The 14999-nt window shown below is 31.6% G+C and carries 10 protein-coding genes; 8 read left to right on the forward strand and 2 right to left on the reverse strand.

Going from position 1 to position 14999, the window contains the following annotated elements; genetic code table 11:
• Positions 1-5 precede the first annotated feature (5 nt).
• On the reverse strand, positions 6-1694 hold the full coding sequence (locus Q0842_RS08080) for a histidinol-phosphatase HisJ family protein (protein ID WP_298496583.1): 1689 nt from the start codon (positions 1692-1694) through the stop codon (positions 6-8).
• Positions 1695-1887: 193 nt separating this feature from the next.
• Between Q0842_RS08080 and recG the strand changes: the two genes are divergently transcribed.
• The 6 genes from recG to Q0842_RS08110 all read left to right on the forward strand — a co-directional run bounded on the left by recG (position 1888) and on the right by Q0842_RS08110 (position 10699).
• Entirely contained in the window at positions 1888-3990 is a 2103-nt protein-coding gene (gene recG, locus Q0842_RS08085; RefSeq protein ID WP_298496585.1) for an ATP-dependent DNA helicase RecG, read from the forward strand.
• Positions 3991-4145: 155 nt separating this feature from the next.
• Positions 4146-5903, forward strand: a complete 1758-nt coding sequence (locus Q0842_RS08090; RefSeq protein WP_298496587.1) for a DUF5060 domain-containing protein — start codon at positions 4146-4148, stop codon at positions 5901-5903.
• 223 nt (positions 5904-6126) lie between these two features.
• The gene (locus Q0842_RS08095; protein ID WP_298496589.1) at positions 6127-6708 is read left to right on the forward strand and encodes a tRNA-(ms[2]io[6]A)-hydroxylase; all 582 of its coding nucleotides are present in this window, start codon (positions 6127-6129) and stop codon (positions 6706-6708) included.
• Between the two features lie 46 nt (positions 6709-6754).
• The gene (locus Q0842_RS08100; protein ID WP_298496592.1) at positions 6755-7351 is read left to right on the forward strand and encodes a hypothetical protein; all 597 of its coding nucleotides are present in this window, start codon (positions 6755-6757) and stop codon (positions 7349-7351) included.
• A 242-nt stretch (positions 7352-7593) separates the two neighbouring features.
• On the forward strand, positions 7594-9759 hold the full coding sequence (locus tag Q0842_RS08105; protein WP_298496595.1) for a DNA mismatch repair protein MutS: 2166 nt from the start codon (positions 7594-7596) through the stop codon (positions 9757-9759).
• A 37-nt stretch (positions 9760-9796) separates the two neighbouring features.
• The gene (locus tag Q0842_RS08110) at positions 9797-10699 is read left to right on the forward strand and encodes a polysaccharide lyase family 7 protein (RefSeq protein WP_298496598.1); all 903 of its coding nucleotides are present in this window, start codon (positions 9797-9799) and stop codon (positions 10697-10699) included.
• A 73-nt stretch (positions 10700-10772) separates the two neighbouring features.
• Here Q0842_RS08110 and Q0842_RS08115 read toward each other — a convergent pair whose 3' ends face one another.
• Positions 10773-12341: a thiol-activated cytolysin family protein gene (locus Q0842_RS08115; RefSeq protein WP_298496601.1), complete on the reverse strand. Its 1569-nt coding sequence runs from the start codon at positions 12339-12341 to the stop codon at positions 10773-10775.
• Positions 12342-12653: 312 nt separating this feature from the next.
• Between Q0842_RS08115 and Q0842_RS08120 the strand changes: the two genes are divergently transcribed.
• Positions 12654-14531: a tetratricopeptide repeat protein gene (locus Q0842_RS08120; protein ID WP_298496604.1), complete on the forward strand. Its 1878-nt coding sequence runs from the start codon at positions 12654-12656 to the stop codon at positions 14529-14531.
• Positions 14532-14548: 17 nt separating this feature from the next.
• Entirely contained in the window at positions 14549-14971 is a 423-nt protein-coding gene (locus Q0842_RS08125; protein ID WP_298496607.1) for a thiol-disulfide oxidoreductase DCC family protein, read from the forward strand.
• Positions 14972-14999: the final 28 nt, after the last annotated feature.

Raw genomic sequence — 14999 nt, forward strand, 5'->3', positions numbered from 1 at the left:
ATTTGTTAAAAACTATGAAACTCAATTAAATTAGCTTCGTAATACTGATCTCCTAATTTTGATAATAAATTTCTAATTATATTACTATCACCATCAATTGCTAGTGCCGAATACCCTACATCATTCAATTTACCTAAGCGCAAATCTTTAATATTTATATTTCTTGATGCTAAAGCAGATAATAATATTAACAACACCCCAGGAGCATTATGATGTTTTGTTAAAATAACCTTATCGCTTAATGCTAAGTTTAATTTTACACCATCCATTTCAAGCAAATACACACCTTCACTATAATAGTTTGGCATTGCTGCATTTTCTTGGTACACTAACTCTTTAAAAAGTCCTGTATCAGTTCCTTTAGTGAAGTCTATAGCACTTTGAACTTTTCCATTTTTATTATCAATAGATAAGAAAGCTACAGCAGTTCCATCTTTATTAGATTTTAATCGTGCAGTTTCCACATTAATTCCTTCTGAAGCTAGCGTATTAAATAACGAAGAAATAACCCCAGGTTTATCTAAGTGATTAGAAAATAATCCATTAACAATTTTTTGTGTGTTTTTAGGAATTTCGTTAGTAACCGTTATTGATTTACCCCATTTACGGATTCTAATAGCGTTATAATCACCCATTCCGGTAGCACTTCTATATAAATCCACAAATTCAGAAAAAGAACCACCAAATGAGAAATCTGGAATAATTCGCCTTTGATTATCATCTAATCGTTGGTTTAATAACTCTATACCTTTATTTAAAACGGTGTATTTCACTTTTAATTCGTGGTCATCATATATAGTACGATTCTCTGGAATTAACTTAGAAAAACTCACATAACTTTCGTAACCCGCTTCTTGAATATACTCTAAACTTTCTTTATAATTTAAACCATAATAACGCACATGATGAGTATCTGTACCCACACATACAGGTATTTGAAGCTCGTTAGCACGTCTTAATATACTTTGAACTGGGTATACACCAACACCCTTAAACTTACCAGCCATGTTAACATCTAAAGATAAATTTCTATCGGCAATAAGCTCTAAAAGCGTTCTAAATTTATTAGCTAACGGATGTGCACTAGTTTCAAAATTCACTAAAGCATCAGGCATTTCTATATTGAGTTTAGGCAAATCTATATGACCAATAATTTGAATCATATCACCAAAACATTCAATCATTTGAGTCATTTCATCAAAATATCCGCCCCAATAAGCCTCTAAACTCCCTCTTAACTTTAACAATTCTAAAGCTTCCTCTTTAGAACCATCATAGGGTAACCCTTCGGGCGCAAAGTGCACAGAACCTATTACATAATCTGCATCTTCTGCTTGAAAAATCTTTGATCTACTCCATTGTAAACCAATATCTGGTCCCATCCACTCTAACTCTACACCGTATTTTATATTTATTTGTCCGTCATATTTCTCACGAAGGTCTGCAATACGTTTTGGGTAATTTAAATAGGATTTATTGCCTCGAATAAACTTTACATTTGTATCTCTTTCTGCTGTATAACGAAAATTTGTGAGTCGTGGCGAATGAATTATGAATGTAATACTCGGGTTGCCTGCCTCTATAGCTTTATCAACTATATCTTCTAATTTATCAATACCATGTTTAACATGATCTTGCTCCGTTCCTGCATGGATACCATGTGTTTCCCAAATAAATTCGTTGAGTTTTCTCATCAATCCCTATACCTTTAATTAACTTTTAAGAATATCAAATTTAACCATTGAAATATAATTATTGACTATATTTTAATTTTTTAAACAATTTTTAAAAAGTAAACTCATATACCTATAAAAATCTGCTAAAATCAACTTGATATTAAGAATTTAATAAGTCTTTTTTTTAATTGAAATTCTTAATTTCGCTTCTATGTCTGTAAACCTACAAACTCCAATAGATTATTTAAAAGGCGTTGGTCCAAATCGTGCCGATTTGCTACGTAAGGAGTTGGGTATACACACCTATCAAGACTTAATCAACTTATTTCCAAACAGATATATTGACAGAACACAGTATTACAAAATAAATCAATTACAACGTAACAACGCCGATGTACAAGTTATTGGTAAGATAACTGGGTTTAAAGAGGTAGCTCAAAAACGTGGAAAAAGGCTAGTAGGTACGTTTCAAGATGAAACTGGCACCATGGAATTAGTTTGGTTTAGGGGTCAAAAATGGATTAAAGAGAGCTTAAAACTAAATAAAACCTATGTTGCGTTTGGGAAAACAAATTGGTTTAGTGGTAAATTTAATATGGCTCATCCAGAATTGGAATTACAGGAAGAGCATGATAAAAATTTACGTTCTGCCATGCAACCTGTTTACCCTTCAACAGAAAAATTAAACAATAAGGGCATTACAAATCGTGTGATTAACAAAATCATGCAACAATTATTTATTGAAACTAACGGGAAATTCAACGAAACGTTATCAGATAATTTACGTTCAGAATTAAAATTAATCAATAAACAATCGGCACTTTTTAATGTGCATTTTCCCAAGAATCAAGAGCTACTTTCAAGAGCTCAATTTCGATTAAAATTTGAAGAGCTATTTTATATTCAACTACAATTAATCATTAAAAATTTAATTCATAAATCGAAAATTAAAGGTTTCCCTTTTGATCAAGTTGGCACATTTTTCAACACCTTTTTTAAAGACCATTTACCATTCCAATTAACCAATGCACAAAAACGCGTTTTAAAAGAAATTAGAGCCGATTTAGGTAGTAATGCACAAATGAATAGACTTTTGCAAGGCGATGTTGGTTCTGGAAAGACAATTGTAGCGTTCATGTCAATACTCATCGCGCTTGACAATGGTTTTCAAGCCTGCTTAATGGCCCCTACTGAAATTTTGTCAGTTCAACACTATAATGGTTTACTTGAATGGTGTAATAAACTGAATATCAATATAAAATTACTAACTGGTTCAACTAAAACTTCAGAAAGAAAAAAAATTCATGAATCTTTAGAAAATGGCGAATTACACATCTTAATTGGCACACACGCCCTTCTAGAAGACAAAGTAAAATTCAAAAATTTGGGGCTCGCCATAATAGATGAACAGCATCGATTTGGTGTAAAACAACGTTCTAAATTATGGAAGAAAAACACGCTTCCCCCTAATGTTTTAGTTATGACTGCAACACCAATTCCTAGAACATTAGCCATGTCTGTTTATGGTGATTTAGACATCTCTGTTATTGATGAATTACCACCTGGTAGAAAGGCTATAAAAACGGTTCATAGATATGACAAAAACCGATTAAATGTTTTCAAATTTATTCGTGATGAAATTGATAAAGGACGACAAATTTATATCGTTTACCCTTTAATTCAAGAAAATGAAAAAATGGATTATAAAGATTTGATGGATGGTTATGAAAGTATCTCTAGAGATTTTCCGATGCCAAAATATCAAACCTCTATAGTGCACGGAAAAATGAAACCCGCAGACAAAGATTATGAGATGCAACGCTTTATTAAAGGTGAAACTCAAATTATGGTGGCTACAACTGTTATAGAAGTTGGAGTAAATGTCCCTAATGCTTCTGTAATGATTATTGAAAGCGCAGAACGTTTTGGCTTATCGCAATTACACCAATTACGCGGCCGCGTTGGCCGTGGTGCAGAACAGAGTTATTGTATTTTAATGACGAGTCATAAATTAAGTACTAATAGTAAAACCCGCTTAGAAACTATGGTAAGAACCAATGATGGTTTTGAAATAGCCGAAGTAGATTTGCGATTGCGAGGCCCCGGAGATATTATGGGAACCCAGCAAAGTGGTGTTTTAAACTTAAAAATAGCAGATATTATTAAGGATAACGATATTTTGCAATTAGCTAGACATCATGCAAAATCTGTTTTAAAAATAGATCCTTCACTTGCGCTTCCAGAAAATCAAGTATTTTTAAAAACGTACAAACAGCTTAGCAAGTTTAAAAACATTTGGAATTATATAAGTTAAACCTATTAACCATTGGCATACTTAATATCAAAGCAACACAAAATTAATATAAAAAATACTTCAATTTTTATATTCTAGAATTACTAACTCTTTTTATTTACTTTAGTATTGTAAAATAATAGTTATTCTATAACTATAGAAAAGGCATTTATTAAATGAAAATCATATACTTAAAAAGTTTGCTTTGGATACTGGCAACATGTATGCATTACAGCATGTATTCGCAAAAAGTAACTGGTGAATTAAAGCAATATCATAAAACAACTTTAACTTTTAATGGTCCAAAACTAAGTGAAGCACCAAAAACCTATTTAAAATATAGGTTAAATGTAACCTTTACAAGTCCAGACAACCAGGATTATATCGTACCCGGATATTTTGCAGCAGACGGTAATGCAGCAGAAACATCAGCAACCTACGGTAATAAATGGCGTGTTCATTTTACACCGAATCAAGCTGGAAAATGGACTTACAAAGTCTCTTTTAGAAAAGGAAAAAACATAGCGGTTAGCACAAATCCAAATCAAGGTCGTGCAACCTCTATAGATGGCAGTTCTGGAACGATTATGATTACTAAAACCGATAAAACAGGTAATGATTTTAGAGCAAAAGGAAAATTACAATACGCTAATAAAGATTTTGCTCAATTTGATAATGGTTCTTATTATTTTGAAGTTGGAGCAGACAGTCCTGAAACTTTTTTAGAATATGAAGATTTTGATGCTACCAATGCTCGTCATGATTATTTAGAAGTGGCTGCAAACTACCTAAATGGAGACCCTAGCTGGCAAAATAATAAAGGAAAAGCAATTATCGGTGCTGTAAATTACCTTGCAAATCAAGGTATGAATGTACATTATTTTTTAACTATGAATATAACAGGCGATGGCAAAAATGCATATCCCTTCCCAAACAAAGTCGATTATACCACTTATGATGTTTCTAAATTAGACCAATGGCAAATTGTTTTTGATCACATGTACAAAAAAGGCATAGTTGCCGAATTGGTATTAAGCGAAACCGAGAATAGCAATTGGTTTGAAGATCAGGAACAAGTATCCAGAACGAGCTTCTCAAACAGCAGAAAATTATACTACAGAGAAATGGTAGCTAGATTTGGTTACTTAAATATCATATATAATATTGGCGAAGAAGCAAACTGGAATAGTGGCGGCGATCAATTTACAGCATCACAAGTTCAAGAAGCAGCAAAATATATTGATATTTTAAGTCCTTATAACGATTTAATAAGCATACACAACGGGCCATCAAAAGATTTCACCCTTTACCCCGCTCTAACTGCTATACCAGAAACATCTGCATTAACAACAATTTCCTTACAAGCCAATTACCAAACATTTTCTCATGGTCATGATGAAATAAAAACAGTAAAAAACCTAGCAACAACCAATAAAAAAGAATGGATAGTTCGATATTCTGAGCCTTACAGTAATAAATTACCAGACCTCGAAACATGGACTAACAATTCGCTTTGGGCCTGTATTACAGCAGGAGCAGCAGGTATTCATTACTACTCACATAATGGAGATATAACTGTAGACAACTATACCCTACACACAGCTTTCTACCAAAGAATGAAATACGCTAAAGATTTTTTTGAAAACAATAATATTCCGTTTTGGAATTTAACCAATAACGATTCAAACATAAGCAATGGCTATTTATTAACCGATAATAAAGACTATTACATAGCATTCCTTCCCAACGGAGGTACAACAAACATAGACGTTTCTGGCACAGGCACGTATCAAATAAAGTGGTTTAACCCAAGAAGCGGTGGTAAATTGCAAAACGGCTCTATATCAAAAATATCGGCTGGCAAAAAAATTGCTATTGGCAACGCACCAAATACCGCAAACTCAAGCTGGGTGGTATTATTACAAAAACAATAATATAATTATTTAAACTCATTTCAATAATTTGGGCGTTACCCATAAGGGGTCGGGCTATCCGTTCCAAGTCCTCGCACTTCCTTCGTCAGGCTGTGGGCTATACACTCCTATCCCTAACGCGTCTTACCCGCCTAAATCAAACCTTGTCCAGAAGTTTATATAATCTAATAAGATCTTTTCAAGATTGTTTAGCATTTAACTACTTTTACAAAAAACAAAACATATGCTTGGTTTAAAATTAGCAACAGATCCACGTTGGGTAAATATTGTAGAATCGAATATAGAAGAAATACTAACCGACCATGCCTGGTGCGAGCAAAAAGCTGCCACCAATGCCATAACTATAATTACACATAATTCTGAGCATGAAAAATTAGTTACAGATTTACTAGAATTAGCCAAAGAAGAATTAGAACACTTTCAAATGGTGCACAATATTATAAAAGAGCGTGGTTACAAACTAGGTAGAGAGCGTAAAGACAGTTATGTTAACGAACTCTATAAGTTTATGAACAAAGGCGGTAGCAGACAGCAAAGCATGGTAGATAGATTATTATTTTCAGCCATGATTGAAGCCAGAAGCTGTGAACGTTTTAAGCTTCTTTCTAAAAAAATAAAAGATCCTGAACTATCTAAATTCTATCATGAGTTAATGATTAGTGAAGCTGGGCATTACACAACATTCATTGGGTTTGCTAGACAATATGGCGAAGGCATAGATGTAGATAAACGCTGGCAAGAACTTATTGATTTTGAAGCTGAAGTCATTCAGAATTACGGAAAATCTGAAACTATTCATGGTTAAGACGCAACTATTTAAATACTATTGTATCTAGAAACAAAGTTTACTTATGAAAATCATATCTACGTTTGTTTTAATTACTGTATCGTTGTGTGCTGGACTTTGTTGTCCTCCTGAAGAAGATTATAATTACGAATCCATTCAAATTCAAAACGACCATTTAATTAACATTGAGAACGACCAAAACACCTTTCAGCTAAACGACACTATTTACATAAATACAGTAATTAATAATATTCAAAAAACAATTGATGGCATTGATATAAACTTAACCGATTACCTAATAACTGAAGAAGCCCCATCTTTATTTTATAATATGACTCTTTATAAAGAAACAAACTTTGGTACACCTGTAAAAATTACAGTAACAAACGACAACTTAATAGTTATTAATGGCTCAGTTGAAAATACTTATGATTCCCTTATTGAAGTTAAAAACAATTACAATGATAATGATATTGACTTTAAAAGTAAATTTGGGATTAAGCTACTAGAAAAAGGATCTTACTACTTAGCATCACCAAATACAGATTATATAAATCAGATTGAAATCTATGGCAATACCATAGATAATTACCAGTTACTAATTACATCTAAAATTAGAAATTCCGACGAAAATAGTATTTACAGGTTTACAGTAGAATAATAAAAGTAAAAACTCAATCAATATTTTGATTGAGCCTTTAACAACTGATTATAGTTTGATTGATGACCTGTTGAGGGAGTCATCAAGTTAAATAGAAATGCCTTACACATGTGTTATTGTTTTGTTAAATAACCATATACTACTGTTAATTAACAATTTAACACTTACTACCTCAATAGTAAAAATCAACCTTTAAATGTTTAACTTTGCATAGCTTTATTATTTTGAACGCATAGCAAGGAATGATTCACATCCACGAAAAAACATTACAAGATTTAGAATTTCAAACGGTTTTAAAACAAGTTAGCGAACTTTGTATTACACCACTTGGGCATGAAAAAGCATTACAGATTTCACCTTATAAAACAAAGGAAGAATTACACACATCACTTGGCCTAACCAATGAGTACGTTTCTTCATTTTATAACGACAATCGTATACCAAATCATGGTTTCGACACTATTGCCAAAGAAATACAACTTTTAAATATTGAAAACACCTATTTAGAAGTGCATGGCTTAAAAAAAATAGTAGCCATGTCAATTACTGTAAATGAAATTGTTACTTTTTTAAAGAAATTTGAAGAATATTACCCAAATTTAAACCAGTTTGCTTCACACATAGAAGTCACTAAAATACTTATTGAAAAGGTTGATGGTATTGTTGATAGATTTGGAGACATAAAAGATAATGCTTCAAATTTACTTTTTGATTTACGCCAATCTATAAACAAAATTAAAGGCAAGATTAATGCAAGTTTTAGTAGCGCATTAAACACCTACCATAACTTAGAGTATTTAGATGATATTAGAGAATCTGTAGTAGACAACAAACGTGTACTAGCCGTAAAAGCAATGTACAGACGTAAAGTTAAAGGTTCTATAATGGGCGGTAGTAAAACAGGAAGTATCGTTTATATTGAGCCCGAAACCACTTTACAATATAGTAGAGAACTAAATAATTTAGAATACGAAGAGCAAGAAGAAGTTATAAGAATTTTAAAAGAAGTAACAGATTTTTTGCGTCCATTTTTACCGTTATTAAAAGATTACCAAAAATTATTAATTGATATAGATGTTATTTCTGCGAAAGCAAAATATGCAAAAGCAATGAATGGTATTCTTCCTGAATTCTCAGAAGATAAAAGCATGTTTTTACGCGATGCTTACCACCCACTACTCTATTTAAATAATTTAGAAAAAAAAGAAAAAACATTTCCACAAACTATAGAATTAAAACAAGATAGCCGCATTATAGTTATTTCTGGACCAAATGCTGGTGGTAAAAGTATCACATTAAAAACCGTAGGATTATTACAAGTTATGCTACAAAGTGGCATGTTAATTCCTGTACACGAACGGAGTAAAGTGTGTTTGTTTGATAGGATTTTAAGTGATATTGGCGACAATCAATCTATTGAGAACCACTTAAGTACCTATAGCTATCGTTTAAAGCAAATGAATTATTTCTTAAAGAAGTGTAACAAAAACACGCTTTTTTTAATTGATGAATTTGGAACAGGAAGTGATCCTGAACTTGGTGGTGCTTTAGCTGAAACGTTTCTTGAAGAGTTTTACCATCGTGAAGCTTACGGAATTATTACAACTCATTATTCAAATCTAAAAATTTTAGCTAATGAGTTACCACATATGTTAAATGCAAACATGCTATTTGACGAACGTAGTTTAGAACCACTTTTTAAATTGGTTATTGGTCAAGCCGGAAGTAGCTTTACGTTTGAGGTTGCACAAAAAAACGGTATTCCTTATAGCTTAATAAACCGTGCCAAAAAGAAGATAGAGCGCAGTAAAGTACGTTTTGATGCTACCATTGCTAAACTTCAAAAAGAACGCTCTAGACTTGAAAAAACAGGGCAATCGTTAAAACAAAACGAAAAGAAAAAACTTGAAGAAGCCGATAAGCTTGAAGAAATAAATGCCAAAATTCAAAAGAAACTTGAAAGCTATCAAGAATTATATGATAGCAATCAACGTTTAATATACTTAGGGCAAAAGGTTAATGATATTGCCGAAAAGTACTTTGATAACAAGCAGAAAAAAGAATTAATGTCCGAACTATTTAAAGTAGTTCAGATTGAAAACTCCAAACGCAAAAAAGTTACAGCTAAACAAAAAAAAGCTATAAAGCATAAGGAAAACCAAGTAAAGCAAGAAGCTGAAAAGAAAGTAAATGTAATTAGAAAAAAGAAAAAAATAGCAAAACAAAAAGCCATTGAAGCACCAAAACCTAAACCGATTTTAAGAGTTGGAGATCGCGTACGTATGCATGATGGAAGAGCTATTGGAAGTATTGATACCATTGAAAAAAATAAAGCTATTGTAAATTACGGTATCTTCACAACCAATGTCGCATTAGATTTATTAGAATTAGTAGAAGCTAAAAAATAAGGCACATTTGTCTATCTTAGAATAAAAAAGCTATAAAATGAAAAAACACCTAATCTATTTAGTATTAATTTCAGTAATGTTCACTTATGCTTGTAGTTCTAGTCAAGAATCGGATATCGAAACTATAGAAGAAGATGAAGAAGAAATTGAAATTATTGACGAACCTACTGAAGAAGAAACTCCAATAATTGAAACTCCAAAAATTGTTTGGAAAAACTGGTACCTATCTGTTCCTATTAACAATGGAGATGGTAAAGCAACTTCAATTTATTATGAAGCCATTGAAAACAACACATTAACTACTGCTCAATCTGAATATTTTTACAAGAATGAAGATGGCAGCTATACTATGTTTACTAAGTTTACTGGCTTTACCACATCTGGATTATCTGCTTTAGGAGATAAATATTGTAGAACCGAACTACGAGAATTCTGGAAAGGCAACCAATCAACTTCTGATAATTGGCCAATGGAAACTGGTACACATATTTTAGAAACTACCTTAAAAGTTGATTTTGTTGAAGGAAACGGTAGAACAATTGTAGCGCAAATACACGGTAAAGAAACTACTGGTTTAGAAGGAGCTCCTGCTACAGTAAAAATACGTTGGAATAGCGGAGAAATTCAAGTTGATTATTATACAAAACCAGATGCTGGCGAACCTTGGACAAGCGCTTTTGATGACAAAATAAATGTAGGAAAAGTAGATAATGAAATTTTCACGTTTAAAATAAAAATTGAAAACGGTAAATTTTACTATGCTTTAGTTTGTGAAGCTAAAGGCATTAATACAGATTACACTTTAATTTACGATTACGTAGGTAATGGCTATGGTCACGAAAACTACTTTAAAACTGGTAATTATTATGGTTGGCATGACGACTATGTTAAAACAGCTCAAGTAACTTTATACGAAGTAAAAACTGAGCATTTAGAATAATAAATAACAGCCAACACCAAGTTGCTGAATCACAACTTTAGGTGCTGACTGTATTAAATTGCCAACTCTATTTTTATTCGCAAACTCTTACTTCGGCAGATCCCCATTTTCTGTAAGACTCCCAACAATCCTCATAGTCATGTACATGGTCCCCAATATTATCTTTTAATTTCGCTTCATATCCACTACTAGATCCAAATTTATCACGTTCTACATGATAGTAAATATCATAAGCACCATTTGGTGGATAAATTGAAGTTGTAGCACCATCATTAGTGTTTTTTTTCCAATCAATATCATCATAAGTAACATTGTTTTCTCCAGGTATATTCGTTTTATACTCAACACCTATTCTAAAATTATCAGAAAGTCTATTTTTAAAAATAATTTCATTGTGTACTTTACCTGTAGTAACACATTCTACAACTTTATAATCTGTGCTATACCCTAATTTTGCTAATGTATTGTCTTTTAAAAACCTAATAGAGTACGAAATAGGTACACCAGGGTTATTTCTAGAATAAACTGCATTTTCTCCTTTTATTATCACTTCAAGGTCTCCAAAGTCTTTAGCAGAAACAGCCTCTGCTCCTACTTCGGCATTTCCTCCAATTACTACGGTTGTGATATTAGAATTTTCTAAAATATTTTGATATTTTGTTTTAACATCTCCAGATGCAGATTTTCTACCTGCAGCATATTCAAAAGACCCTTCAAAATCTGCCTTAGACATCTCGTAATTAGATTCCATTCTAAACATAATAATTCTACCATAGCTTACTGAATGTACATAAGCTGGTGGTGTACTAGAATTAAAAGCACTTTCCACTTGCGATAATGTAACAGATTCTGCAAATACGTCTGCTGGGTTTGTTGGATAATCCATGGTTACGGTATAAAATATCTGTTTAAACGACATCATGGCCACTCTTTTTTTAGTTGTAGTCTCATAATTAAATTGCGAAGCCACTTCATTTGATGACCAAGACGCATTAAGACCTAACTCTATACTTGCTTGCATTGAGCTATACGAAGTTTTTGCTTCAGAATACTGACTAGCTGGGTTTACATAACCTTCTTCATACGCATTTGCATTCCACCACTCTAATGCCTTATCAATTCCTGCGTCCACACTACTCCAATTGGGGTTTTCTATTTCTACTGTTCCTGCATCTGAAATTCCTGGCAGATCTACTCTTATGGTCATTGGGGCCCTACTTAATGTAAAGGGACTTGGCACACCACCTCTCATTGATTCATCTCCAATTACCAAAGCTCCAGGCCAAATAATACCATCATTGGGTTTTAAAATGGCTATAGATTCAAAGTTTGTTTTTAAATTATAATCAGTTGTTGTACAAACAGTATTTGTATTAGTTCCATAAATATTAGTATCATCAGATTCACTAGTTCCTTCTGTATGCTTTGATGGCACACCGCCTGTATCTTGAACTCCTAATAATTCGTCTGCATTATAACTTAAGGATGTTATATAATCATTAATACTTTCAACATCTTCATTGTTTTGATTATTAGATGTGTCATCGTCACTCTCTTTACTACAAGAATTGCAGGACAATAAAATAGCTGCAAAAAATAAACTGCAAAAAATACTTTTAAATGTTAATAGCTGTGTTTTCATAATTTCTAAATTTTTAGTGATTCAACACTTCAAAACTAGATGCTAATTCTCCTGAAAACTAATTTATAACATAGACAAAGCATGGACAAGAATTAATAAAATACAACTATTACCCTATAGACACACCCCAATACCTGTTTTTTAAAATTCATTACAAACAACTAATTACCAATAACTTACAGTAATACAAATTAATTCAATTTACTCTTAACACATGGACTTTGTATGGACAAGACTATTATCACTCATAGACTACATCTAATTTTAAAAACAATAAATAAGTATCTTAGTGAGAGCAAAACCACCTATCTCATGAAAAAAACATTGTTTCCCATTTTAATATTCGTTTTATTTTCAAATCAAATTTTTACACAAAACAATAAATTGATTGACAGTCTTCTAAGTGCTTACCAAAAACAATCATTAGATACCTTAAAAATTAAAACAGTAAATAATATTGTTAATTATTACATGTATAGATCGTCTGATAAAGCAAAGAAATATGCTTTTGAATTGCTTAATATTTCTAAAAAAATAAATAATGAAAGAGGAAAAAGCTTAGGGTTTTATCAATTGGGAGTGGTTTACAATAATCTGGACAAACTAGATTCTGCAAAATTTTATTATAATTCAAGTTTAAAATTAGCAAAGAAGTTGGAAGACCCTATACATTTATCAAAAGCATATAGAGGTTTGGCTATTCTTGAATTCTCGCAAGGAAAACTAAACGAAGCGGATAGTATTAATAATATGGATTTACAAAATGCCATAAAATATAATGACTCTACAGGGCTAGCTTTAGCATATGACTTTAAAGGCACCATCAATCAAAACAAAGGCTATTACTCAATAGCTTTAGAGAATACTTTAAAAAGCTTGAAACTTTTCGAAAAGTTAAAAGACTCTATTCGTATTGCAGATTGTTATAATCATTTAGCAACTTTAGAAAAAAGTCTAGGGAATATAGAAAAGGCTATAAACTACAATGAAAAAGCATTAAAAATATACGAAGTATATAATGATATATATTATCAAGCAGTAATACTTAATGATTTAGGTGTTATGCATAACTTACTTAATCTTGAGGATAAGGCTTTAGTTTATTTAAATAAAAGTATAAAAAAAAGTGAGTTGGCAAAAGTTGTTTCAACTAAGGCTGCCTCTTATACAAATATTGCCGAATCTTATATAAATTTAAAAAAATATGATTTGGCAATGGAAAACTTAAATAAATCGATAAGTATTTCTAAATCTATTAATAATTTAAGACGGATTGCTTTATCAGAAAACAAATTAGCAGAAGTCTATTTATTATTAAACGCCCCCTCAAAAGCTATTAAACACGCAAATAATGCGTTAAATTACTCTAAAAAAAATAATGATATTTCTATCAAACGTGTTGTATTTAGAAACTTAAGCAAAGCATATGAAAAACAAGGAAAAGCAAGTTTAGCACTCGATATTTTTAAGGAATATAATACATTAACTGATTCAATAATAAATAAAGAAAAGGTTAATACTATTGAAGAGCTTCGGGCCATATTTGACTTAGAAAAAAAAGAAGCTGAAATCACTTTACAAGACCAACAAATTAAGACCCTAAATCAAGAAGTTGAAATTAGCAATTTACGTAAAGGGCTTTATGCTGGTGGGATGTTTACCTTTTTAGCTGTTTCTGGTTTATTGTATTTTGGTTTTAAGCAACGCATCAAGAAAAACAAAATAGCACGCGAAAAACAAGAAGCTATTTACCAACAAGAAATTGAGTTTAAAAAGAAAGAACTGGCTTCTCAAACCCTACATTTAGTTCAAAAAAGCACGTTTATACAAGAATTAAAAGAAAATCTTGAAAAAATTAAGCAGTCTCCAGAATTATTTAAAGTAGAATTTAGACGCTTAGTGATGCTCCTTAAAAAAGAAAGTGCCGAAGATAAAGACTGGGAAGTCTTTAAAAGTTACTTCTCAGAAGTACATAACAATTTTGACAATAAAATAAAATCGATTGCCGAAGATATTAGCGAAAAAGAAATTAGACTTGCCTCTTTTTTGCGCATGAACCTTTCAACTAAAGAAATTGCATCGATGCTTAACGTATTGCCAGATAGCGTGTTAAAATCGAAATACAGGCTTAAAAAGAAGCTTAAATTAGATAAGGAAACCGATTTAAATACCTTTTTAAGTGATTTGTAAAGTAGTATCTTTACACTATGAAAGTTGGCGTACCAAAACATAAACAAATAATTCTTTTTGATGGTGTTTGCAATCTTTGCAATAGCTCGGTATTGTATGTTATAAAACGAGATAAGAAGCAGCTATTTATGTTTGCACCTTTACAAAGTGACGTTGGTAGACACGTTATAGAAAAATTTAAAATCAATACTTCTAAAATAGATTCTATAATATTATACCATCCAGAAAAAGAAATTATTCATTACAAAAGTACAGCCGCTTTAAAAATAGCTTCGCAGTTACCTTTTCCAACAAAAGCATTAGCTATATTCCTAATTGTACCAAGCTTTATTCGCAATTGGGTTTACGATTTTATAGCAAGCAATCGCTATAAATGGTATGGCAAAAAAGAAACCTGTATGATTCCTACGCCAGAGTTAAAAAGCAAGTTTTTAGATTAATTAGTTTTGTTTCTTGTTTTATAAATTA

Source organism: uncultured Algibacter sp. (assembly GCF_947495675.1).
GTDB lineage: Bacteria > Bacteroidota > Bacteroidia > Flavobacteriales > Flavobacteriaceae > Algibacter_B.